At 72.7% G+C, this 21,411-nt stretch carries 23 protein-coding genes; 9 read left to right on the top strand and 14 right to left on the bottom strand.

Annotated features, from left to right (window positions below; translation table 11 throughout):
• The 4 genes from AC2A1K_RS19375 to AC2A1K_RS19360 all read left to right on the top strand — a co-directional run bounded on the left by AC2A1K_RS19375 (window position 1) and on the right by AC2A1K_RS19360 (window position 4,056).
• Complete coding sequence (locus AC2A1K_RS19375; RefSeq protein ID WP_483897946.1) at window positions 1–309, top strand: putative quinol monooxygenase; 309 nt, start codon at window positions 1–3, stop codon at window positions 307–309.
• A gap of 37 nt (window positions 310–346) precedes the next feature.
• Window positions 347–487, top strand: a complete 141-nt coding sequence (locus AC2A1K_RS19370) for a hypothetical protein (protein ID WP_483897945.1) — start codon at window positions 347–349, stop codon at window positions 485–487.
• Window positions 488–577: 90 nt separating this feature from the next.
• On the top strand, window positions 578–1,828 hold the full coding sequence (locus AC2A1K_RS19365; protein ID WP_483897944.1) for a cytochrome P450: 1,251 nt from the start codon (window positions 578–580) through the stop codon (window positions 1,826–1,828).
• Window positions 1,825–4,056 (top strand): molybdopterin-dependent oxidoreductase, encoded by a 2,232-nt coding sequence (locus AC2A1K_RS19360; protein ID WP_483897943.1) that lies wholly within the window; start codon window positions 1,825–1,827, stop codon window positions 4,054–4,056. Before AC2A1K_RS19365 ends, AC2A1K_RS19360 begins: the two co-directional genes overlap by 4 nt.
• Here AC2A1K_RS19360 and AC2A1K_RS19355 read toward each other — a convergent pair.
• The 5 genes from AC2A1K_RS19355 to AC2A1K_RS19335 all read right to left on the bottom strand — a co-directional run bounded on the left by AC2A1K_RS19355 (window position 4,025) and on the right by AC2A1K_RS19335 (window position 8,087).
• The gene (locus tag AC2A1K_RS19355) at window positions 4,025–5,125 is read right to left on the bottom strand and encodes an alpha/beta fold hydrolase (RefSeq protein ID WP_483897942.1); all 1,101 of its coding nucleotides are present in this window, start codon (window positions 5,123–5,125) and stop codon (window positions 4,025–4,027) included. The two genes, AC2A1K_RS19360 and AC2A1K_RS19355, sit on opposite strands and share 32 nt — an antisense overlap.
• Complete coding sequence (locus AC2A1K_RS19350) at window positions 5,122–5,427, bottom strand: hypothetical protein (protein ID WP_483897941.1); 306 nt, start codon at window positions 5,425–5,427, stop codon at window positions 5,122–5,124. The genes AC2A1K_RS19355 and AC2A1K_RS19350 overlap by 4 nt, the downstream gene beginning before the upstream one ends.
• Window positions 5,424–6,305, bottom strand: coding sequence for an alpha/beta fold hydrolase (locus AC2A1K_RS19345; RefSeq protein ID WP_483897940.1), 882 nt, complete (start codon window positions 6,303–6,305; stop codon window positions 5,424–5,426). The genes AC2A1K_RS19350 and AC2A1K_RS19345 overlap by 4 nt, the downstream gene beginning before the upstream one ends.
• Complete coding sequence (locus tag AC2A1K_RS19340) at window positions 6,290–6,478, bottom strand: hypothetical protein (RefSeq protein ID WP_483897939.1); 189 nt, start codon at window positions 6,476–6,478, stop codon at window positions 6,290–6,292. The genes AC2A1K_RS19345 and AC2A1K_RS19340 overlap by 16 nt, the downstream gene beginning before the upstream one ends.
• A 100-nt stretch (window positions 6,479–6,578) precedes the next feature.
• Window positions 6,579–8,087, bottom strand: coding sequence for an acetyl-CoA acetyltransferase (locus AC2A1K_RS19335; protein ID WP_483897938.1), 1,509 nt, complete (start codon window positions 8,085–8,087; stop codon window positions 6,579–6,581).
• Window positions 8,088–8,137: 50 nt separating this feature from the next.
• On the opposite strand from AC2A1K_RS19335, the gene AC2A1K_RS19330 reads away from it, so the two are divergent.
• Together AC2A1K_RS19330 and AC2A1K_RS19325 are read left to right on the top strand one after the other, a co-directional pair.
• Complete coding sequence (locus AC2A1K_RS19330) at window positions 8,138–8,752, top strand: TetR family transcriptional regulator (protein ID WP_483897937.1); 615 nt, start codon at window positions 8,138–8,140, stop codon at window positions 8,750–8,752.
• 171 nt (window positions 8,753–8,923) lie between these two features.
• Window positions 8,924–10,453, top strand: a complete 1,530-nt coding sequence (locus AC2A1K_RS19325) for a class I adenylate-forming enzyme family protein (RefSeq protein WP_483897936.1) — start codon at window positions 8,924–8,926, stop codon at window positions 10,451–10,453.
• A gap of 34 nt (window positions 10,454–10,487) precedes the next feature.
• On the opposite strand, the gene AC2A1K_RS19320 is transcribed toward AC2A1K_RS19325, so the two are convergent.
• The 5 genes from AC2A1K_RS19320 to AC2A1K_RS19300 all read right to left on the bottom strand — a co-directional run bounded on the left by AC2A1K_RS19320 (window position 10,488) and on the right by AC2A1K_RS19300 (window position 14,806).
• Window positions 10,488–11,276: an SDR family NAD(P)-dependent oxidoreductase gene (locus tag AC2A1K_RS19320; RefSeq protein ID WP_483897935.1), complete on the bottom strand. Its 789-nt coding sequence runs from the start codon at window positions 11,274–11,276 to the stop codon at window positions 10,488–10,490.
• Window positions 11,276–12,265 (bottom strand): GNAT family N-acetyltransferase, encoded by a 990-nt coding sequence (locus tag AC2A1K_RS19315; protein WP_483897934.1) that lies wholly within the window; start codon window positions 12,263–12,265, stop codon window positions 11,276–11,278. The genes AC2A1K_RS19320 and AC2A1K_RS19315 overlap by 1 nt, the downstream gene beginning before the upstream one ends.
• The gene (locus AC2A1K_RS19310; protein ID WP_483897933.1) at window positions 12,259–13,452 is read right to left on the bottom strand and encodes an aromatic ring-hydroxylating oxygenase subunit alpha; all 1,194 of its coding nucleotides are present in this window, start codon (window positions 13,450–13,452) and stop codon (window positions 12,259–12,261) included. The genes AC2A1K_RS19315 and AC2A1K_RS19310 overlap by 7 nt, the downstream gene beginning before the upstream one ends.
• Window positions 13,453–13,689: 237 nt before the next feature.
• Window positions 13,690–13,890, bottom strand: a complete 201-nt coding sequence (locus AC2A1K_RS19305; protein ID WP_483897932.1) for a ferredoxin — start codon at window positions 13,888–13,890, stop codon at window positions 13,690–13,692.
• 31 nt (window positions 13,891–13,921) lie between these two features.
• A complete protein-coding gene (locus AC2A1K_RS19300; protein ID WP_483897931.1) occupies window positions 13,922–14,806 on the bottom strand; it encodes an SDR family NAD(P)-dependent oxidoreductase in 885 nt (294 codons plus the stop codon).
• A gap of 190 nt (window positions 14,807–14,996) precedes the next feature.
• Between AC2A1K_RS19300 and AC2A1K_RS19295 the strand changes: the two genes are divergently transcribed.
• A complete protein-coding gene (locus AC2A1K_RS19295) occupies window positions 14,997–15,758 on the top strand; it encodes an SDR family NAD(P)-dependent oxidoreductase (RefSeq protein ID WP_483898026.1) in 762 nt (253 codons plus the stop codon).
• 16 nt (window positions 15,759–15,774) lie between these two features.
• Here the strand turns inward: AC2A1K_RS19295 and AC2A1K_RS19290 are convergent, their stop codons facing one another.
• The 4 genes from AC2A1K_RS19290 to AC2A1K_RS19275 are packed head-to-tail and all read right to left on the bottom strand — an operon-like array spanning window position 15,775 to window position 19,425.
• Window positions 15,775–17,244, bottom strand: coding sequence for an aldehyde dehydrogenase (locus tag AC2A1K_RS19290; protein WP_483897930.1), 1,470 nt, complete (start codon window positions 17,242–17,244; stop codon window positions 15,775–15,777).
• Window positions 17,245–17,292: 48 nt separating this feature from the next.
• Window positions 17,293–18,462, bottom strand: a complete 1,170-nt coding sequence (locus tag AC2A1K_RS19285; protein WP_483897929.1) for a thiolase C-terminal domain-containing protein — start codon at window positions 18,460–18,462, stop codon at window positions 17,293–17,295.
• A 28-nt stretch (window positions 18,463–18,490) separates the two neighbouring features.
• Window positions 18,491–19,225 carry a Zn-ribbon domain-containing OB-fold protein gene (locus AC2A1K_RS19280; protein WP_483897928.1) on the bottom strand — a complete coding sequence of 245 codons (735 nt, stop codon included), beginning with the start codon at window positions 19,223–19,225 and terminating at the stop codon, window positions 18,491–18,493.
• Window positions 19,222–19,425 carry a ferredoxin gene (locus tag AC2A1K_RS19275; RefSeq protein ID WP_483897927.1) on the bottom strand — a complete coding sequence of 68 codons (204 nt, stop codon included), beginning with the start codon at window positions 19,423–19,425 and terminating at the stop codon, window positions 19,222–19,224. The genes AC2A1K_RS19280 and AC2A1K_RS19275 overlap by 4 nt, the downstream gene beginning before the upstream one ends.
• 590 nt (window positions 19,426–20,015) lie before the next feature.
• On the opposite strand from AC2A1K_RS19275, the gene AC2A1K_RS19270 reads away from it, so the two are divergent.
• Complete coding sequence (locus AC2A1K_RS19270; protein WP_483897926.1) at window positions 20,016–20,819, top strand: hypothetical protein; 804 nt, start codon at window positions 20,016–20,018, stop codon at window positions 20,817–20,819.
• A 60-nt stretch (window positions 20,820–20,879) separates the two neighbouring features.
• A complete protein-coding gene (locus tag AC2A1K_RS19265; protein ID WP_483897925.1) occupies window positions 20,880–21,260 on the top strand; it encodes a hypothetical protein in 381 nt (126 codons plus the stop codon).
• The last annotated feature ends 151 nt before the right edge of the window (window positions 21,261–21,411 follow it).

Here is a 21,411-nt window from a genome sequence, read left to right as displayed (position 1 = left end):
ATGGGCGACGAGGACGCCGTTACGGTGCTCGCCCGGATGCAGGCCCGTCCGGGCCAGCGCCGCGCGCTGGTCGATGCCGTCGGACCGGCGGTCACTGCCGCGGGCGCCGAGGACGGGACGCTCGAATACGTCCTGCACCTCGACACGGGCAACGACGACGTCGTGTGGTGCTACGAGCGCTACCGCGACCACGCGGCCTTCGACGAGCACATGCGCAGCGAGACGATGACCGACGTCGGGCGGGCCCTGAAGGGCCTGCTCGCCGCGCCTCCGGACCTGACGGTCCTCTCACCGTTCGCCCGCGCCTGAGAAGGGACGACCGATCGTCAACGACCATGCCGAAGCCATGCTCTGGGCAGTGCTCGCCGTGCTGGTGATCGCCGCGGTCGTCGGTGGTGCGGTCGTCGTCCTCCGCGCGCGGGGACGGAGCGCCGATACGACCACGGGCGCCGGGCGCCGCCACGACGGCCACGACCGCGGCCCCTGACCCCGTGCGAGCCCGGAGTTCGCTCCCGTGCCTCCGCATGCCTCGTGAAATCTATGTTCGTTAGATAACCACCACGCCCGGCGAGGACCAATGACCACCACCACCACCACGACCGCCACCGAGGTGCCCGAGCACCTCGTCGTCGACTTCGACGTCTACGACCCGACCGTCACGGCCCCGGTGGACCGGATGCAGGAGGAGGTCGCCGCGCTCGCCGCCCGCGGGCCCGTCGTCTACTCCACCGCGCACGGCGGGCACTGGCTCGTCTGCGGTTACGCCGAGGTCCAGGAGGTCCTCCGGCACCCGGAGGTCTTCTCCAGCTTCCCCAACAACCTCGTCGACGCCGGCCAGGGCAAGTTCATCCCGATCGAGATCGATCCGCCTGACCACACCGCCTATCGGCAGGCTCTCCAGCCACTGTTCAACCCGGCCCGCATGCGGGCGCTGGAGGGCCGGATCCGGGAGATCGTCACCGAGCTGATCGACGGCTTCGCCGGGCGCGGGCGCGCGGACTACATCCCCGAGTTCGCCCACGAGCTCCCCGCCCGGATGTTCCTCGCGCTCATGGGCTGGCCGCTCGAGGACGCCCCGCTGTTCACCGAGGCCACCGACATCGCCATGAACGGGCGCCCCACCGACACGACCTCCGAGGAGGCGGCGGCGTCCCGCCAGGAGGCGGCGTACTCGATGTTCGCCTACTTCGGGGAGGTCATCGCGGCCCGGCGCTCCGGGGAGATCGGCGACGACGTCACCGCGGAGATCCTGGGCTCGCAGCTGACCCTCGAGGGCGAGACCCGGCCGCTGAGCGACGACGAGCTCGCCCGCATGTTCTTCCTGCTCCTCATCGCCGGCCTGCACACGGTGCAGGGCTCGCTGGGGTGGGCCGTCGTGCACCTCGCCGCGAACCCCGACCAGCGCGCCCGGCTGCTCGCCGACCGCTCGCTCGTGCCCTCGGCCGTCGAGGAGATCCTCCGCATCGAGGCCGCCGTGGCCGCGGGGCGGCGCGCCACCCGAGACGTCGAGCTCGGCGGCGTCACCGTACGTGCGGGCGACCAGCTGCTGGTCATGCTGTGCTCGGCCAACCGCGACCCCCGCGAGTTCGACGACCCGACCACGGTCGACGTCACGCGTACTCCGAACCGGCACCTCGCCTTCGGCTCCGGTCCACACCGTTGCATCGGCTCGCACCTCGCCCGCATCGAGCTGACGGTGGCGCTCGAGGAACTGCTGCGGCGGCTCCCCGACCTGCGTCCCGATCCCGCGAACCCGCCGGTGGTGGTCCCCAGCCAGGTCCGCGGGTTCGCCTCGCTGCCCGTGGTCTTCACCCCCGAGTCGCCGTGACCACCGCCTACCGCACCTGTCCGCTCTGCGAGGCCACGTGCGGCCTGAAGATCGAGCTCGACGACGACGGCGCCGTGACCGACGTCCGCGGCGACCCCGACGACGTGTTCAGCCACGGCTACCTCTGCCCGAAGGGCGCGTCGCTGGGGCGGGTCGAGGACGACCCCGACCGCCTCACCGCGCCGATGATCCGTGTCGACGGCGAGCTCGTCCCGACCGGCTGGGACACCGCGTTCGCCCGCGTCGACGAGCTGCTCTCGCCGATCCTGGCGCGTCACGGCCGCGACGCGGTGGCCACCTACATCGGCAACCCGACCGGCCACAACGTGGCCTACCCGCTCTACCAGGGGCAGTTCGTCGCGGCGCTGGGCAGCCGGCAGCGCTACGCGCCGTCGACCATGGACCAGATGCCGGTCCAGGTGGTCGCGCGCCTGCTCTACGGGCACATGGGCTCGATCCCGGTGCCCGACATCGACCGGACCGACCTGCTGCTCGTCGTGGGCGGCAACCCGCTGGTGTCCAACGGCAGCGTCGCGACCGCCCCGGACTGGCGCGGGCGCATCAAGGCGATGCAGGCGCGCGGCGGGCAGCTCGTGGTGGTCGACCCGGTGCGCACGACCACCGCGAAGGCGGCCGACGTGCACGTCGCCCCCCGTCCGGGCAGCGACGCCCTCCTGCTGCTCTCGGCCGTGCACGTGCTGGTGCGTGACGACCTGGTGTCGCTCGGACTGACCGAGGGTCGCGTGTCGGGTCTCGAAGCGACCCGCGAGGCGGTGGCGCCGTTCGCCCCCGACCGCGTCGCCGGTCACTGCGGCGTGCCCGCGGCGACCATCGAGGACCTCGCGCACCGGCTGGCCGCGGCCCCGTCGGCCGCGGTCTACGGGCGGCTGGGCAGCTCGCTGACGTCGTTCGGCACGCTGACGACCTGGGCGATCCAGCTGCTCGGGGTGCTCACCGGCAACCTGGACCGCCCTGGTGGCACCATGTTCACGACCCCGGCGGCGGGCTCGCCGACGACCCGCGCGCCGGGACGCGGGAAGCCGGCGACCTTCGGGGCCTGGCACAGCCGGGTGCGCGGCTTCCCCGAGATCCTGGGCGAGCTGCCGGTCGCCTGCCTGGCCGAGGAGATCCTGACGCCCGGCGAGGACCGCGTGCGCGCGCTGGTCGTGCTCGCCGGCAACCCCGCCCGATCGTTCCCGAACACCGACGCCGTGGAGGAGGCGCTCGACGCCCTCGACGTCCTCGTCTGTCTCGACCCCTACCTCAACGAGACCACCGCACGCGCCGACGTCGTGCTTCCCGCACCGGGGGCGCTCACCCGCGAGCACTTCGACCTCGTGCTCTACCAGTACGCGCTGCGCAACGTCGCGAACTTCTCCCCGCCGGCGCGCGAGCTGCCCGACGGCCTGCTCGAGGAATGGCGCATCCTGTTGCGCCTCGCGGGGATCGCCGCCGGCGAGGGCCCGGACGTCGACACCGACGCCGCCGACCGGGCCCTGGCCGAGGACATGGCCCGCCGGGCCGCCCGGTCCCAGGAACTCGACCCCGACGAGGTCGTCGGCGCGCTCGAGGGCACGGGGCCGTCACGCCTGATCGACCTGCGCCTGCGGACCGGGCCCTACGGCGACCGCTACGGCCGCGTCCCCGACGGGCTGTCCCTGCAGCGGCTGCGCGAGGCGCCCCACGGGATCGACCTCGGCCCGCTGCAGAGTCGGCTGGAGCATGCGCTGCGCACGCCGTCGGGCACGGTCGAACTGGCGCCGGAGTGGATCCTCGCCGACCTGCCGCGCCTGGCGGCGACGCTCGACGAGGCACCGCACACCGGCCTGCTGCTCGTAGGTCGCCGCGAGCTGCGGTCGAAGAACTCCTGGCTGCACAACATCGAGTCCCTGGCCAAGGGCGAGCGGCGCAGCGCGCTGCACCTGCACCCCGACGACGCTGCACGCCTCGGCGTCGCCGACGGCGGGGACGCGGACGTCACCTCGCGCGCGGGGGTGGTCCGGGTCGACGTGTCGGTGACCGAGAGCGTCGCTCCCGGTGTGTGCTCCCTGCCCCACGGCTGGGGCCACGACGAGCCGCGCTCGCGGCTGCGGGTGGCGAAGCGCCGCCCGGGCTCCAACAGCAACGTGCTCTCCGACGACACCGTGCTCGACCCGCTCTCGGGCACGGTGGCGCTCAACGCGATCCCGGTGGAGATCAGGGCCGTGACGGGCGAGATGGTGGGCTGATCGAGCACCCGGGGTCGTCGCGTCGCTCGTCGAGCCACGCGACGACCCGCGGGACCACACCCTTCACCGCCTGACGGCCCACGAGCAGGCCCGCGTGCCCCACCGGGAACCGCGCGACCTCGACGTCCGCGCCGGTGAGCAGGCCCGGGAGCTCCCGGGTCGAGGCCTCGGGGGCGAGCGTGTCCCGGTCGGCGACGACGATCAGCACCGGCACCCGCACGTCGGCCAGGTCGAGGGTCACGTCACCGACGGGCATCGCGCCGCGCAGCAGCGCGTCGCCGCGGATCGTGTGCTCGACGAGCTCGTGCAACAACGCCCCGGGGAAGGGGATGTGGTCGCTCGACCACCCCACGAACGCCTGGTGGGCCTGCAGCGCCCGGCGATCGGCGAGGCTGTCCCAGAGGCTCGCCATGGTGGCCAGCGGCGTGGTCGGCAGCGTGAGCCGGAACCCGTCGTGCAGGGCCGCCGCCGGCACGTTGCCGGTCTCGTCGAGCAGGTCGGCGGGGCGGGTTCGGTGCTGGTGCATGATGCGCGACATCGGTCCGAGCTCGGCGAAGTCGACGGGCGTGGCCATCAGCGTGAGGCCGCGGACGGGCAGGTCCGGGTGACCCGCGACGGCCAGCGCCGAAAGCAGCCCGCCGAGGCAGTACCCGAACAGCACGACGTCCCCGGTCGGCGAGTCCCGGGCGATGCGCTCCACGATGGGCGGCAGGTACTCGTCGCAGTACGTGGCGAACGTGTTCTGAGCCTCGACCGCGTCCGGGACGCCCCAGTCGACGAGGTACACGTCCTGGCCGGCGGCGAGCAGGCGGGCCACGAGGCTCGCGCCCGGCATGAGATCGAAGACGTAGGACCGGGTCACGAGGCTCATGACGAGCACCACCGGGGGCCGGTCCGAGGGGGACCGGCCGTCGTAGCGCCACACGGTGACCTTGTCGCGGCGCCACACCTCGGTGGCCGGCGTCGGCGCGATCGGCGGCTGGTCGAGCCCGCCGAGGTGGCGCAGGCCGTTCCAGGTTCGCCGTCCGAGCTCGTCGAAGCCCGTCCGCAGGTCGTCGAGCACGCTCATCGGCGTTCCTCGAGCCGGTCCTCGAGCAGGTCGTCGATGCGGTTGTTCAGGCGCCGGACCTCGCGCTCCACCGCGGCCATGTGCTGCAGCAGGCGCGTGATGTCGCTGCCCGCCGGCAGGTTGTACAGGTGCAGCAGCCGCCGTGACGCGGTCTCGGCGGTGCGCTCGACGTGGGCCCGCGCGGTGTGGGCGAGCGCCAGTCCCACGACCACGGACTCGTGGTTGACGAGGGTGGTCAACGGTGGTTCGACCCATCGCTCGACGGTGTCGAGCACCCGGCGGACACAGCTCGGCTCGGTCATGTCGCCTCCTGCGAGGGCGGTGGTGTCGTGGCGGTCGGTGAGGATCTGCGCCGGTCGGTGACCTCGAGGATCGTCCGGGCCACGGCGTCCGCGTCGTCGTACATGGGGACGTGCCCCGCGCCGCGCAGCAGCAGGACCTCGGCCTCGGGGATGCGCTCGACCAGCGGACGGCCGTAGCGCGCGAACGGCAGGATCCTGTCCTGCTCCCCCCATGCGACCCGCACCCGGGCGCCGCTCCCCCGCACGGCCCGGATCGGACCGTCCCGCCGCCCGGCCGCGATGACCCCCTCGATCGCCCGGCAGCGCGCCAGGTCCTCGAGCACCGCCCCGGCCTGCCGCGCGGTGAGGCGTTCGCCGTGCTCGAAGAGGGTCCGCAGCACGAGCCGGCGCGTCTGCGGCGAGGCCACCGACGCGCGGACGGCCGCGTTGCGCCCGAGCCGCGCCCCGGCCCGCACCGCGGCGTGCAGCGCGACGAGGTCGCGGCGTTCACCCCACCCGCCGGCGGGCGAGAAGGCGACCACGCTTCGGGCCCGGCCGCGACGCAGGAGTTCGAGGGCGAGCCAACCACCGAGGGAGTTGCCCGCGAGGTGTGCCGTCCCGATGCCCTCGGCGTCGAGCCAGTCCTCGAGCAGCCCGGCCATGGTCGCGACGCTCCACGCCGTCGGGTCGACGTCGGGTCCGCCTCGGTGCGCGGGCAACGTCGGGGCGAAGACACGGTGATGCATCTCCAGTGTCGGGATCACGGACCGCCACGCCCGCCACGACATCATCAGCCCGTGCAACAGGACGAGCGGCTCCCCGGCGCCGCCGCGGTGAGCCGCGCCGACCCGAGGTTTCTCGGGGGTCACCGCGCGGCGGGCGCTCAGCGGTCCGACCACGCGAGTGCCCGCCTCTCGGCGAAGGCGCGGGGGCCCTCCTCGGCGTCCTCACTGTGGGTGAGCTCGTGTGCCTTCTCCGCGTCGATCGGCTCGCCGGTCGGCGTCATCTCCGTGGCCCGCGGCACGCGTTCGCCGCGCTCGTCGACCAGTACCGGGGCTTCCGACCTCGACATCTCGCCTCCACGTACACACCGACAACACGTAGATCCTTGCGGACGACGTCGTCCCGCCGCGACCGGTGCCGCCCTCTCGTCGGCGTCGCCCGGCCTCGCACTAGCCTCCGAGATCGACGTCCCGGTCCGCGCCGACGGTGACCTTGGTGCCCGCGACATCGGTGCCGAGCAGCGTCGCCAGGGCCTCCGTGCGCTGCGTCGTCGCCCAGGTCCGCGCGCCCTCGGGGGTGCGTAGGGCGACGAACGCGCGCTCGGGCTCGCCCTCGCGGGCGTGCATCACCGTCCAGGACTCGACGGTCGCCGGACCCTCGTGGTCGTACGCGGCCGGCGTGGAGCCCTCGGCGTCGACGTCGTCCTGCACGTCGGCGCTGCGGAAGCCGTCGGCGGGCGGGCGGGTGCCGTAGATGCCGATCGCGTGCTTGGTGAGGAACCCGCCGTTGGCGCTGACCAGCCCGACCGCGTCTCCCGCCTCGCGCAGGCGCGCGACGGTCGTGGCGATCGCGTGCCCGACGTAGTTGTTCCAGGGCCCGCCGGCGAACGTCAGGCCGCCGGTCACCGTCAGGGGCCGCGCCGGGTCGTCGAGCGGCAGCCCCAGCTCGTCGGCGGCGACCTGCACCGCCGACGGGAAGCACGAGTAGAGGTCGATGGTGGCGAGGTCGTCGAGGCCGGTACCGGCGAGCTGCAGGGCGGTCCGCCCGGCCGCACGGATCGCGGGTGACCGGTGCAGCGCCGGGCGCTCGGTGACCGCGAGCGTGTCGTGGGCGCGGGCCGACGACAGCGGGAAGACCCACCGGTCGCGCGGGACGCCCGCCCGCTCGGCGGCCTCGACCGAGCACACGAGCGCCGCCGACGCCTGGTCGACGTTGTTGTTCGAGTTCATCAGCTTCGGGTAGGGCCAGCCGATCCAGCGGTTGTCCGGTCCCGGTGTGCGGATCTCCTCGGGGGACCGCTCCTCGCGGGTCCACGCGTGGGGGTTCTGCGCGGCCACCGCGCTGAAGCGCGACCAGAGCCCGGCCGCGTGGTCGAGCTGCTCGTCGACGGAGCGCTCCCCCGCGATCCGCAGGGCCTGCTCGAACAGCGGGTAGAACTGCACCGGCATGGTCAGCCCGAGCGCGATCTCCCCGTCGGAGGCCAGCTGCGTCTGCTCGCCCTGCTCGGTGGGTACGACGTCGTCGTCCTGCCGCGTCCACGGGGGCTTGCCGCCCTGGGCTCTCCACGCCATCCGCGTGCGCCACGACTCCGCCCCGGTGACGAGCACCGTGTCGGCCCGACCCGCGGCCACGTCCCCGGCCGCCGCCGTGACCAGCTCCTGTGGCTCGTTCCCGCCGATCGCACTGAGCATCGTGTGCTGCGGTTGCGCGCCGACCAGCGACGCCACCAGACGGCCGGGGTCGCGGTAGCGCCAGGACAGCAGCGACACCACGCGCACCGAGTCGATCCGCGCGAGCAGGCTCTCGGCGCCGGCGTCACCGGCCGCGGCTCGGGCCGCCTCGGCCATCATCGCCGCGGGCTCGGGCGCCCGGAGTCCGGCGCCCTCGTCGACCGCGACGGAGCGCCCGTCGATCTGGCCCACCCCGACGATGACCGGGGTGCGGGGGTCGAGCGTCATCGGCTTCCTCCTGAGGTCACGTGATGGACGGATGCGTGATACTTGATCGCATGCCTCGCCCGACCACACCGCTGCTGAGCCGCGAGAACATCGTCGAGGCAGCCCTGCGCATCATGGAGCGTGACGGGTTCGAGGCCTTCAGCCTGCCGCGGCTCGGCGAGGAGCTGCACGTCCGCACGCCCTCGCTGTACTACCACTACCGCGACCGCGCCGAGCTGCTCGCCGAGGTCGCCCGGGCCATGGTCCGCTCCACCCGGCTGCCCGCACTCGACGGCGACGGGAGCTGGGAGGAGTGGTTCGTCCAGCTCGCCGTGAACTTCCGGGCGGCGATCCTCGAGCACCGGCGCGCGGCCCCCGTCCTGCTGCAGTTCCTGCCCCGTGACGTCATGGTCGCGCTCTACGAGGACGCCGCGGTCCTGCTCGACCGCGGCCAACAGGTCCCGAAGGAGCGTCGCGTGCTGCTGCTCGATGGGCTCGAGAAGCTCACGCTGGGCACTATCATGATCGACTCGATGCGCCCGGCCGACCAGACCGAGGTGTTCGCCACGGTCGAGCCCGACGCGCATCCGCGGCTCACCGAGGCCCTCCGCGCCAATTCGTTCACCGAGGACGAGCTCTTCGAGCAGGCCGCGCGGGCGTTCGTGCGTGGCGTCGGCACGATCTGACGCCACGAGCCCACCCCCTCCCACGCGGAACCGGACGATCCGGACCCGCCGACGGTGCTTGTCTCCGCTTACCGTAAGAGTTTAGATTAAGGGCGTCCCGTCCCGCTGGCATGGCGTCCACCACGTCCCAGGACCGGCGATCGCACCCGTTGCTGCTGGGGAGGCCTCTCGATGACGACAGGAACCGTGAACGACGCTCTTCGCTGGTGGGCGAGAACCGCGGGCGACCACCCCGCCGTCGACCAGCGCGGGGACGTCGTCACCTATCGCGACCTGGAGAGCTGGGTGACGCGCGTGTCGCGCCTGCTCGGGGAGCGCGGCGTGCGGTCGGGCGACCGCGTGGGCGTCATCGCCGGCAACACTCTCGCCTACTGCGCCGCCGTGCTCGGCGGGCTGCAGGCGGGCGCCATCGTCGCGCCGTACAACAACCGGCTCGTCGTCTCTGAGCTCACCCAGCTCGTGGGCGACTCGGCGCCGACCGTCGTGCTGACCGACGAGGCCCACGCGGGCACGATGAAGCGCGTGGCCGACGACGGGCACGAGTTCACGCTGCTGACGTTCGAGACCGACCTCGAGCCGCTGCGCCAGGGCGCCGACGACGTCAGCGAGCCCCACCACGCGGAGGCCGACGACCCGGCGATCATCGTCTACACCAGCGGCACCACGAGCGCCCCGAAGGGCGCGGTGTTCACCCACGGGACGATCGGCGGGATGATCCACGAGTGGTCGCTCATGGAGCCGACCTACGGCCAGGGGGGCGTCCGCCTCGCCATGGTCCTCCCGCTGGGCAGCGCCGCCGGCCTGCTGTGGGGCATCGTCAAGGCCGTCATGCACGGCGGCACGATGTACCTGGAGCCGAAGTTCGAGCCGGCCGAGGCGCTGCGGACCCTCGCGGAGCACCAGGTGCAGGTGCTCAACGGCCCGCCGATCATCTTCGAGCAGATCGCGGCCCAGCCCGGCTTCGCCGACGCCGACCTCACGCACCTCGACATCGCCGCGGTCGGCGGCGCGCGGGTCACCCCGGAACTGTTGAACACCTGGCTCGACAAGGGTGTCGTCCTCCGCCAGATCTACGGGCTCACCGAGGGCGGCGGGAAGGTCACGATCAACACCCGCGCCGGGGCGAAGAGCGCGCCCGGCAAGTGTGGCGGCAGCTCCATCTTCAGCCGCATCCGAGTCGTCGACGAGGACGGCAACGACCAGCCCGTCGACACGCCCGGGGAGATCGTCGTCAAGGGGCCGGGCGTCATCACCGGCTACTGGCAGAACGCCGAGGCTACCGACAACACCCTGCGTGACGGCTGGCTGCACACCGGCGATCTCGGCAAGCTCGACGAGCACGGATCGCTGACCTACGTCGACCGACTCAAGGATCTCATCATCTCCGGGGGTCTGAACCTCTCCCCCTCCGAGGTGGAGAACGTCGTGCAGCGCTACGAGGGCGTCGCGGAGGTCGCGGTCCTCAGCGCCCCGGACAAGAAGTTCGGGGAGACCCCGGCGGCGATCGTCTATGCTCCCGACGGCCTCGATGTCGCCGACCTCATCCGGCACTGCGATGAGCACCTCGCCGATTTCAAGGTGCCGCGCTACGTCATCGAGCGCCCTGAGCCGCTGCCGCGCATGGCCAGCGGGAAGATCGCGAAGCGGCAGCTGCGCGACGACTACGCCGACATCCCCGGGCAGTACACGAAGGTGCGCTGAGACCCGCTCCCCGGCTCCGACACGGTGGGACCGGTCAGCGGCCGTGCTGACCGTCGTCGACCTTGACGACGGTGCCGGTGACGGCCTCCGAGGCCGGGGCGACGAGGAAGAGCAGGGTGCTGTCGAGCTGCGCGGGGTCGCCGATGCGGCGCCGGGGCAGGGACGGCGAGGGATCGCCGATGCGCGCGATCATCCCGTCACTCATCTCGCTGCGGAACAGGCCGGGCGCGATGGCGTTGACGTTGATCCCCTTCCGGGCCCATTCCACGGCGAGGGTCTCGGTCATACGCACGACCGCGGCCTTCGAGGTCGAGTACATCGCCCCCGGAGCGGAGCCGTCGTAGTCGTAGGCGCCCATCGACGAGAGGTTCACGATCCGCCCCGGCAGGCCGAGGGCCATCACGCGTCGCGCGAACTCGCAGGAGAAGAGGAACGGGGCGCGCACGTTGAGGCCCCAGACCTGGTCGACGACGTCCGTCGCGACCTTGTGCGGGCGGCCGGGGTCCGGGATCCCGGCGTTGTTGACGAGGATCGTCACGGTGCCGAGCTCCGCCTCGGCGCGGTCGAGCGCGGTGACCGGGGCGTCGTCGTCGGCGATGTCGAGGACGACGGGGAGGCACCGCCCGCCCGCCGCGGTGATCTCCTCGGCGAGCTCGTCCAGGGCCTCACGACGGCGCGCGACGGCGGCCACGGAGGCTCCGGCGGCCGCGAGACAGCGGGCGAAACGCCGCCCGAGGCCGCCCGACGCGCCGGTCACCAGGGCCACCTGGCCCGTGAGGTCGGTCGAGGAGTTCGGCAGCGGGAACGGCGCCGCGTCGCCCATCAGCCGACGCGGTAACAGACGTCTGAGTGCTCGTGCTCGACGGTGGCGGCGAGCAACACCTTCGTCAGGTCCTCGTCCGCCGCGTCGATGTAGGCCGACGCCGCGTAGAAGCCCCGGCTACGCATCTGGTGCAGCACGTGCAGGACCAGCGCCTCGTGGGCGTCGGGCGTGACGTGCTCGGGGTCGGTCCCGATGAACCGCACACGCGCCGTGGCGAGGCGCCGCTGGTCCGGCGGGGGCGGCGGCGCGACGACGACGACCGCCGCGACCTCGCCGTCCTGCTCGGCCACGAAGGCGTCCTCGGGATCGAAGCCGCCCTCCTCGGCGAAGTGGTCGGCGTCGGTGACCGTCCAGCGGCCCACGCCGCGCACGCCCCGCGCGCGCTCGACGAGCCGTTTCACGCCGTCGGCGTCGGTGTCCTGCGCCATCGCGCGCACCGTGACCCCCTCGAGGAGCGGTTCCCCGGGGAGCTCCTCGGCGAGATCGCCCCAGAACGGCCGCGTCATCTTCCACAGCCGGCGGGTGGTCTCGGCGCCGAAGCGGCGCGCCATGCGGCGGGTGGCCGGATGGTTGCCGTGGGCCCAGACCGTGAGGTGGTTCGCGCCCGTGCCCGACCATCCGGGGAACTCGAGCCCCAGGGACTCGAACAGGGCCGTGCTGACCCCGAGGGAGCGGTGCGCCGGGTGCACGGCGTACTGCACCTCACCGCCCCCGTCCTCCTCGGAGACCGTGAGACGCAGGTAGCCCACGAGCGGGAGATCCTCCTCGGGGATCTCGGTCGCCAGCCCGACGTCGCGCCCCGTCTCGCGGGGCAGACGCCGGACCAGCAACTCGTGGCGCCGCACACCCGGGCGCTCCTCCGGCTCGGCGACGTCGAGCTGGGAGAACCCCGCCTCGGCGTCCTCTTCGGCGGCCGCGCGTGCGAGCTCGGTGAGCTCGGCGCGCTCCGCCTGCGACAGCCCGCCGGGGCGCCAGGAGTACGTCAGCACGGACGCTCTCCGCGCTCTCCCGCCTCGACCATCCGGCGCTTCTCGCGGTGGAAGACCTGGTTGGCGATCTCGTTGCGGCCGAGCACCATGTCCCCGGCGTCGGCGCTCCACATGCCCGACTGCGAGTCACGCAGCAGCGGGAAGTCCTCCTGGTGGAGCACCGCGAGCAGGATCTCCCAGTTCTTGTCCCAGAGCTTCGACCACTTGCCCTCCTCGAGGCCCGAGTCCTCGACCTTGGGCACGATGAGGCGCATCTCCATCACGCACTGGCCCGGGTCGCTCGGGTGGGGCCGGAAGGTCAGGAGCTCGAAGTGGTCGGGCTGCTTGAGCAGCGTCGAGTTCGGCAGCAGGAAGTGCGTCTCGGTGACGTAGTTCGACAGGTCGACCCCGGCCGAGTCCTCCTCGAGGAACCGGTCGATCGTCTTGCGCGGCGCCACGAAGCGGCAGTGCCGCCCGAAGTCCTCGAACGCCATGACGTTGGTGTGGATGTGCTTCGCTGCGGTGTTCGGGTGGGCGTACTGGATGTGGTAGCCGTCCAGGAACGCGTCCTGCATCAGCTTCCAGTTGGTGGTCTCCTCGAAGCCCTCACCGCGCACGCACACGAGGTCGTCGAGCTTGTACTCGGCGAGGATCTGGTCCATCTCCTCGCCCAGCCAGGACGCGACGTCGATCGTCTCGGCCGCGCGGTCCACCACCCAGATGAACCCGTGCCGCTCCTCGGTGGGGATCTCGATGAGCCCCTGCTTGCTGCGGTCGATCTCGCCGAACGTGTTGCCCAGCGTGACGGTGCGCAGCGATCCGTCGGGGTTATACGACCAGCGGTGGTACGGGCACGAGAAGATCCGGCACTTGCCGGACTGCTCCTTCTCCAGCAGGGCACCGCGGTGCCGGCAGAGGTTCACGAACGTCTTCACGCCGCCGTCGGGCTGCCGCACGATGATGACCTTGTTGCGCGGCATCTGGAGCGTCATGAAGTCGTAGGCGTTCGGCACCTCCGACCCGTGCGCGACGATCGACGGCACGCGACCGAAGATGTGCTCGCGCTCCTGGCGCGCGACCTCCGGGTCGGTGTACTCCCCCGACGTGAACGGGTTCGTCTCCGCGAACTCGTCGGTGGTGCCGTCGCGCAGGTGGTCGAGCGCGCGGCGGATGCGGTCGTCGCGGGACTCCCGCTTCGCGGTGGTCATCTCGTGAACCTCCGGACGTGGACAGCCGGCCGCCGACCGGACGGGACGCCGGCGGCTCGCGGACGGGCGGCGTGATCACCGGTCCGTCCCCCGGGAGTGCCCCGGACACCCAAGAATCTAACATCTTAAGGTAACTACTGACAGCTCCTGACCAGATGAGATCCTCACACGTCGGCCCCGGGACGGTCACCACCTGACGGTGGCGCCGACCCGGGGCCGGGTGTGACCAGTGAGGCGTCAGTCCTTCTGGAGGGTCAGCGCCCGCTCCGGGCACATCTCCACCGCGCGCTGCGCGGCCTCCTCCTCGTCGGCGGGGACCGGGTCGGCCAGGACGATCGGATCGCCCTGGTCGTCGCAGTCGACGATGTCGGGGGCCGTGCCGTAGCAGAGCCCGTGACCGGCACAGGCCTCTCGGTCGACCTGCAGGTGGGAGGTCATACGACCGCCTCCTCGGACGTTCGGGCCCGGCTCAGTCCTGGGTGGACCAGGGGTGCGGGGTGTCTTCCTCGAACTGGATCGCGACACGTCCGAGCGTGCCGCCGTCGGTCGCCGGGATGACGACACCCGACATGTACGCCGACTCGTCCGAAGCCAGGAACAACGCGACGTTCGCGTTGTCCGTGATGGCCGGCGGCCGGGGGAGCTTCAGCGGGATCGGCGAGACGCCCGGGTCCCACTTGCCCTCCATGTCCTCCTGCATCTGCTCGTAGGACTTCCCGATGACGTCGGTGCCGGGGCCCATGAGGAAGTTCGGCGACATGCCGTGCGTCGGCGCGAGGGCGTTGACGCGGATGCCGTACTTGCCGAGGTCGAGCGAGAGACCACGCACGAGACCGTTCACGCCCGCCTTGCTCGCCGAGTAGGGCGAGATGCTGTGGTACGCCGCGAACGAGGCCGCCGAGGAGGTCGCGATGATCGTCCCGCCGCCGTTGGCACGCAGCGCGGGCACGGCGTGCTTGGCGCACAGGAAGACACCGGTGAGGTTGGTGTCGATGACGTTGTGCCAGTCCTCTTCGGGGAAGTCCTGGAACTCCAGCGTCTCCCCGCCGAGCACGGTCGGCACGCCGCCGCGGGACACGATGCCCGCGTTGGCGAACATGATGTCGAGCTTGCCGAACTCGGCGACGGCGGTCTCCACCGCGCCCTTGACGTCGGCCTCCTTGCGCACGTCGCCGACGACGGCGACGGCCTGGCCGCCCTGCTCGGCGACGAGCTTGACGGTGCCGTCGGCGCGCTCGCCGTCGATGTCGAACACGACGATCTTCGCGCCCTCGGAGGCGAAGAGCTGGGACGACTGACGCCCCAGCCCCGAGCCACCGCCGGTGATCACAGCGACTTTGCCCTCGAGCCTCATCTACGCAGGCGTCCTCTCTGACGTGGTGGGCCCCGCACCACCCGGTCGGCGAACTCTCTCGCCGCCATGACGTCGGGCGGGGTGTCACGCTCAACGGACACCGAGGGGCGCACCGATGGTCGATGACGTCTGTCACCTTATTCCTATAGGTTTTGGCGGTCAAGCAAGGGAGGCACGTGTGGACCAGCCGGTGAACGTCCTGGATCTCTTCCGTCTCGACGGCCGCGTCGCGGTGGTGACCGGCGCCAGTTCCGGGCTCGGTGCGGGGTTCGCCCGCGCCCTCGCCCAGGCCGGGGCGGACGTGGTGCTGGGGGCCCGGCGGGTCGACCGGCTCGAGGAGACCCTCGAGGCCGTCCGGGCGACCGGGCGACGGGGGCTCGCCGTGCCCACCGACGTGACCGACCCGGAGCACTGCGAGCGGCTCGCCGCGGCGGCGGTCGACGGCCTCGGCCGGGTCGACGTGCTCGTCAACAACGCCGGGGTGAGCAGCGTCGTGCCCGCGCTGAAGGAGGAGCCCGACGGCTTCCGCGGCGTACTGGACGTGAACCTCGCCGGCGCCTACTGGTCGGCGCGGGCGTGCGCGCGGGTGATGGGGCCGGGCTCGAGCATCGTGAACGTCTCGAGCGTGCTCGGGCTGATCGGTTCGGTGCTGCCCCAGGCGGGCTATTCGGCGAGCAAGGCCGGCCTGCTCGGGCTCACCCGCGACCTGGCCGGGCAGTGGACGCGCCGCCGGGGCATCCGCGTCAACGCGGTCGCGCCGGGGTTCGTGGCCACGGAGATGACCGAGGAGATGCCCGAGGACGTGCTCGCGCGCTTCGTCGGCGAGGCGCCGATCCCCCGGCTCGCGACTCAGGCCGAGATCGACGCCGCCGTGGTCTTCCTGGCCTCGCCCGCGTCGAGCTACATGAGCGGGTCCACCGTCACCGTGGACGGCGGGATGTCGGGGCACTGAACCAGCGACGCCTCGCTCACGCCGGCAGCTGCGCCGCGCTCACATAGAGCGACTGGTACTCCAGGTAGTTGTCGAGCGCCTCGGGTCCGAGCTCGCGCCCGATCCCGGAGTCCTTCATCCCGCCGAACGGCGCCCCGAGGTCGAGGTCGTAGTAGTTGACCCCGATCGTGCCGGCGCGGACCCGGCGGGCGACGTCGATGCCGCGCGACTCGTCCGCCGTCCACACCGACCCGGCGAGCCCGTACTCCGAGTCGTTGGCGATCGCCACGGCGTCCTGCTCGTCCTCGTACGGGATCACCGCAAGCACCGGGCCGAAGACCTCCTCGCGGGCGAGGCGGTCGCGGTTGTCGACGTCGGCGAAGACGGTCGGCTCCACGAACCATCCGCGGTCGAGGCCCGCGGGGCGCCCCCCGCCCGCGACGAGCCGGGCGTCGCTCGCTCGGCCGACCTCCACGTAGCCCAGGACCCGCTCGCGGTGCTGCTCGCTCGCCATCGGTCCGCACGTGACGGCCGGGTCGAGCGGATCCCCGACCGTCAGGCCCCGCGCGAAGGAGGCGACGGCGTCGACGACCTCGGCGTAGCGTGAGCGCGGCGCCAGGATGCGGGACTGCGTGGTGCACGTCTGGCTGTTGTTCATCAACGAGGCCCCCGGCAACCCGGCGACGAACACGTCGAGGTCGGCGTCGTCGAGCACGATCGCCGCCGACTTGCCGCCGAGCTCGAGAGTGCAGCGACGCACGAGGCGCCCGCACTCCGCGCCGATCCACCGGCCCGCCTCCGTGGACCCCGTGAAGGCGACCTTGTCGACCTCCGGGTGCACGACGAGCGCGGCACCGGCCTCCCGGCCGGCCAGCACGACGTTGAGGACCCCGGGCGGCACGCCCGCCTCCTCGGCCGCCTCGGCGAGCACATAGGAGTCCAGGGCCGTCTCCGGTGAGGGCTTGAGCACGACGCTGCACCCGGCCGCGAGGGCCGGAGCGATCTTCATCATCGCCAGGACCTGTGGATAGTTCCAGGGGGTGATCGCCCCGACGACCCCGACCGGGGCGCGGCGGACGATCGTCGCTCCGGCCCGGCTCGGCCGCGTGGACTCCAGCGGCAGGTCCTTGATGATCTTCGCGTACTGCTTGAGCAGGGCCACCGGCGCGATGCCGTTGACCGCAGCGGACATCCGGATCGGCATGCCGTTCTCGCGGCTGACGAGCGCGCTCGTCGACTCCGCGCGCGCCGCCAGCGCGTCGGCGAACCGGCGCATGATCGTGGCCCGCTCGGCGGCGTCGGTGTGGCCCCAGGGGCCGTAATCCAGGGCCTCGCGGGCGGCGTGGACGGCAGCATGGACGTCGGCCTCGTCGCCCATCGCGGCGACGCCCAGCGGTTCCCCGGTGGCCGCCTCGAGAGCCTGGTGGGTCGCGGCGCCGTGCGGCTCGACCCAGCGCCCACCGATGAACAAGCGGGTGCGGTCGAGGTCAGTGGCCGTGGACGTCATCCATCGCCTCCAGGAGGTGGGTCGGAGCTGGTCTCGGGAGGAACGGGACTAGAGCGTGCGCTCGGAGCCAAAGAGCGTGGCGCCGACCAGCGGCGCCTGCGGGCCGCCGAGCAGCAGGGACACGTCCGCACCGGGCACCGGGTTCGGTGAGCTGCCACGGATCTGGCGCACGGCCTCGACGACCAGGCCGATGCCGTGCACGAACCCCTCGGCGATGTTGCCGCCCGCGGTGTTGATCGGGAGACGCCCGCCGGGGGCGATGAGGTTCTCGAGCGTCATGACCGACCCCGCGTCCGGGCCGGGCGGGCACAGGCCGACGTCGATGAGGGACGCGACCGCGGGCCCGGAGAAGTTCTCGTAGACCTGCACGACGTCGACCTCACCGGGCTTGATCCCGGCGTCGTCCCACAGCCGCGCGACGAGCGCGGGATGGAACCCGGCGCCCGTGTAGGGCTCGTCGTTCTCGACCGACTCGCTCCAGCCCGAGGCGGCGCCCTGGACGCCGCCGAGGATCGGGACCAGCGGCTGCGCGAGCTCGCGGGCCCGCTCCACGGTGGTCACGATGACCGCGCCCGCGCCGTCGTTCTCCCGCGAGCAGTCGAACAGGCGCAGCGGCTCGCTGACCGGGCGGCAGTCGCGATAGGTCTCGTGGTCCAGCGGCTTGCCGTACGCGACGGCGTCCGGGTTCTGCTGGGCGTGATGGTAGTCGGCGGCCACGAGCGCCTCGAGCGCGGACGCGGGCACGCCGTCGACCTCGAGCATCCGTTGGGTCCGCAGCGCGCAGATCTGCGCCGGTGCGAGGATCCCGTGCGCCGAGAGGAGCGGGGGCAGGTGCCCCTGGATGTAGCTCTGCCGCCCGACGTCCGACTCGGAAAGACCTCGGTAGACCGCGACGCACTCCGCCTGGCCGCTCGCAACCGCGGCCGCGGCCGCATTGACGGCGGCGGCGACACCGCCACCCCCGCCGCCCCAGACCATCGTCGACCAGCGCAGCTCGCGAACGCCGAGAGCGGCGCCGACGGCCAGGCCCTCGCTCAGATCGTTCGCGTAGGAGACGAAGCCGTCGATGTCGCGCACGTCGATGCCGGCGTCGGCCGCCGCGCCGAGGATCGCCTCGAGCGTCAGCTGAGTCGACGACCGGCCGCTCTGCCCGCGCTTGTGGTACGCGGTGTTGGCGACGCCGACCACCGCCGTCTCGCCCCGGATCGACCGCGTCATCGCCTCTCCGTCCCTCGTCGCGGCGCCCTCACGTCAGCCGCCACCGCAGGAGTGGCCACTGCCCGTCCGCGCCAGGGGTGTCGATCTCGCCCTTGACCTCGCGGCCGATCGCGACGTCCTCGACGTCACCGCCGGCGACGACACCGAGGACCCGCCGGCGGCCGGCCTGCGGCAGCTCGACCAGCAGCACGAGGTAGGGCAGGTGCCCGCTGACCTCCGGCGCGAACGGCTGCCACGTGCGGGTCCAGCTGTAGACGGTGCCGGCGGGTTCGACGGTCGGCCAAGCGAACTCCATGCTGTGGCATCGCGGACACATCGGCCGCGGGGCCCAGATCCACGACTCGCACCGGGCACAGCGCTGGAGGCGGAGCTCGCCGGCGGCGAGGCCCTCCCAGTGCGGGGCGTCGAGCCCGTCGGCCGCCGGGCCCTCGGCCGGCAGTCGCGGCGGCGTCGGGGGCACGTTGCGGACCTGCGTGACCTGCCAGCCCTCCGGCATCCGGATCCACCGCGAGCGCAGGACCGTCTCGCGGCCGTCGGCCGCGGTGTAGCGGATGTGGGCCGCGAACAGCCCGTCGTCCTGCGGCTCCAGGGAGAGCAGCTCGCTCGACACCAGGTCCTCCGGCAGCGCCGCCGAGGCGACGAGCTGGCCGATCCGGTCGGACCGGAAGTCGTTGAGGATCGCCTGCTGATCGCCGGCGGCGACGACCTGTCCGTGTCGCTCGACGACGGCAGGCAGCTCGCGCGGGATCGAGTCGGCGCTCACGGCTCATCGTCCTCGAGCGAAAGGGCGTCGGTCGGGCAGCCGGCGACGGCCTCGCGGATCTCGCCGAGCTCGTCGGGCCCGACCTTCTCCTCGAGCAGCGTGAGGCTGCCGTCCTCCTGCAGCTCGAAGAAGTCAGGTGCGACGGACTCGCAGATCCCGAGCCCGTTGCATCTCCGGTAGTCCACGGCGATGCGTGCCATGTCCACTCCCCTCCTCGGCGGAACCCGGACCGACATTACCTACACGTTGTAGATTAGGCTACGTCCGAGGTGGGCGTGCCGCGCTGCCGGTGACGACTGGCGCGCTGTAAGGCCGCCTGCGGGGTCGACAGCCCCAGCGCTCCGGCGATCTCACGCCACGGGGCGCCCGATCGCCGTGCGGCGTCCAACAGCTCCGCCTCGAGGGAGTCGAGCCGGTCCCGGGCCTCGTCGATCACACCCAGCGCCCGAAGCAGGGTCTCCCGCTCGGCGTCGCCGGACGCCCTCGCGTCCCGGTGCCCACCCCAGGCGGAGCAGACCGGGCACCGACGATGCCTGGCATCGACCTCGACGTGAGTCACTCGACCTCCCTGCGCGCGATCGCTGGGTTCGCACCCTAGCGCCCGGGTGAGACAGGACGACAGAAATCGTCACCTGTCTGCCAGCGCGTCGTTGGAGGGGCACACAGCTACTCCGTGGCGACGTTCGGACTCCCCCGTTCGCCGGGCTGAGTCGCGGACGCTGCGGCTCCCCGTGACGAGGAAGGTCCATCGATGTCCCTTCGTGCTCCCCGCGCCTGGCGGACGGCCCTGATGACCGGCCTCGTGGGCGGCCTGCTGGTCGGCGCGACGGCGATCGGCGCCGGGAACGCCGTCGCCGCCCCCGCACCCACCCCCGACCCGGCCGCCGACGAGCCGGTCCCCGCCCGCTGCGGCCAGACCGTCCAGGCCGAGCCCGGCCAGGAGATCCGGGTGACCCCTGCGCTCGGACTGCCCTTCCTCGTGCCGGTCGAAGCCGGCATGGACCCGATCCGCCGCTCGGCGGGCGGGGTCCTGTGCCGCGTGAACGTCGAGGTCGCCGCCCCGGCCGCCGCGGCCGCCGCCCAGGCCGCACCGCCGCTGCGTCCCGTCGCCGAGGCCGCGCGGCGGGCCGCCGACACCGCTGACGCCGCGGTCGACCCCGGCCCCGAGGCGCCCGCCACGGTCGCCCCGACCCCGGTGTCCACCGTCGCGCCGGCGCTCACTGCCGAGCGGGCCGCGGCCGCCGCACCCGCGTTCGGCTCGGCCTTCGGCGGGCTCCCCTCGTCGTTCCTGCGCTCGGCCGTCGGCCCCGCCCCGGCCCAGTACGACCCGGCGACGCTGCTCGGTTCCGCTTTCGGCGGTCTGCGCGCCGGGGCACCGGCCTACCTCGGCGGCGAGCCCGCCAGCGCGGTCACCACAGCGAGCCAGATCCAGGCCCTGCCGGCCGACGGGCTCGCCGAGAGCGGCGTCGGCGCACCCGGCCTGCTCGCGGTCCTGAGCCTGTCCGGCGTGACCGCCGTCGTCGTGCGCCGACTGACGCTGCGACCACGGAGCGCGACGACCGGATCGACGGATGCGCGGGACGCCAGGGAGTAACAGACTCCTCGACGGGTTACCTCATACCTGTAGGTCGCACCGGTCGGGGAGGCGTCGACCATGGTGAGCGTCATCGCCGTGCTGGTCCTGGGGGTAGCGGTGTCCGTCGTCGTGGGGCGGGCACTGCGCCGCGCGGGTCGCCCGTTCCTCGACGACGTGTTGCAGGACGATCGCGTCGCGGATGCCGTGTCGCGCCTGCTCGACGTGCTGTTCTACCTCGTCTCGTTGGGGACGGTCGCACTCGTCGCGTCGGCCGAGCTACCGGGCTTCGCGCCGCTCTATGCCGTGTCGCTCAAGCTCGGCATCGTCCTCGTCGTGCTCGGTCTCGCCCACGGCGGCACCGTGCTGATCCTGCTGCGGATCAAGAAGCGGCGACGCCGGCAGCTGGTCGAAGAGGAGATGGCGCGGCGCCTGGGCCGCGCGGGGACGGAGCTGCGATGACCGACCGCCCGTACCGCGTGGTCATCGTCGGTTCCGGGCCGTCGGGCTTCTACGCCGCGGCCGCGTTGCTCGACGCGGATCTGGACGTACGGGTGGACATGTTCGACCGGCTGGCCACCCCGTGGGGGCTGGTCCGCGCGGGGGTGGCCCC

Source organism: Actinomycetospora sp. 2LY8.5, assembly GCF_057180585.1.
This window is presented reverse-complemented; position numbering and strand designations above follow the sequence as displayed.

Excerpts from the sequence above, each read along its gene's own strand:
- AC2A1K_RS19375 (WP_483897946.1), top strand. The coding sequence starts at position 1 with ATGGGCGACGAGGACGCCGTTACGGTGCTCGCCCGGATGCAGGCCCGT.
- AC2A1K_RS19370 (WP_483897945.1), top strand. The coding sequence starts at position 347 with ATGCTCTGGGCAGTGCTCGCCGTGCTGGTGATCGCCGCGGTCGTCGGT.
- AC2A1K_RS19365 (WP_483897944.1), top strand. The coding sequence starts at position 578 with ATGACCACCACCACCACCACGACCGCCACCGAGGTGCCCGAGCACCTC.
- AC2A1K_RS19355 (WP_483897942.1), bottom strand. The coding sequence starts at position 5,125 with ATGAGCGTGCTCGACGACCTGCGGACGGGCTTCGACGAGCTCGGACGG.
- AC2A1K_RS19350 (WP_483897941.1), bottom strand. The coding sequence starts at position 5,427 with ATGACCGAGCCGAGCTGTGTCCGCCGGGTGCTCGACACCGTCGAGCGA.
- AC2A1K_RS19340 (WP_483897939.1), bottom strand. The coding sequence starts at position 6,478 with ATGTCGAGGTCGGAAGCCCCGGTACTGGTCGACGAGCGCGGCGAACGC.
- AC2A1K_RS19335 (WP_483897938.1), bottom strand. The coding sequence starts at position 8,087 with ATGACGCTCGACCCCCGCACCCCGGTCATCGTCGGGGTGGGCCAGATC.
- AC2A1K_RS19330 (WP_483897937.1), top strand. The coding sequence starts at position 8,138 with ATGCCTCGCCCGACCACACCGCTGCTGAGCCGCGAGAACATCGTCGAG.
- AC2A1K_RS19325 (WP_483897936.1), top strand. The coding sequence starts at position 8,924 with ATGACGACAGGAACCGTGAACGACGCTCTTCGCTGGTGGGCGAGAACC.
- AC2A1K_RS19320 (WP_483897935.1), bottom strand. The coding sequence starts at position 11,276 with ATGGGCGACGCGGCGCCGTTCCCGCTGCCGAACTCCTCGACCGACCTC.
- AC2A1K_RS19310 (WP_483897933.1), bottom strand. The coding sequence starts at position 13,452 with ATGACCACCGCGAAGCGGGAGTCCCGCGACGACCGCATCCGCCGCGCG.
- AC2A1K_RS19305 (WP_483897932.1), bottom strand. The coding sequence starts at position 13,890 with ATGACCTCCCACCTGCAGGTCGACCGAGAGGCCTGTGCCGGTCACGGG.
- AC2A1K_RS19300 (WP_483897931.1), bottom strand. The coding sequence starts at position 14,806 with ATGAGGCTCGAGGGCAAAGTCGCTGTGATCACCGGCGGTGGCTCGGGG.
- AC2A1K_RS19290 (WP_483897930.1), bottom strand. The coding sequence starts at position 17,244 with ATGACGTCCACGGCCACTGACCTCGACCGCACCCGCTTGTTCATCGGT.
- AC2A1K_RS19285 (WP_483897929.1), bottom strand. The coding sequence starts at position 18,462 with ATGACGCGGTCGATCCGGGGCGAGACGGCGGTGGTCGGCGTCGCCAAC.
- AC2A1K_RS19275 (WP_483897927.1), bottom strand. The coding sequence starts at position 19,425 with ATGGCACGCATCGCCGTGGACTACCGGAGATGCAACGGGCTCGGGATC.
- AC2A1K_RS19270 (WP_483897926.1), top strand. The coding sequence starts at position 20,016 with ATGACCGGCCTCGTGGGCGGCCTGCTGGTCGGCGCGACGGCGATCGGC.
- AC2A1K_RS19265 (WP_483897925.1), top strand. The coding sequence starts at position 20,880 with ATGGTGAGCGTCATCGCCGTGCTGGTCCTGGGGGTAGCGGTGTCCGTC.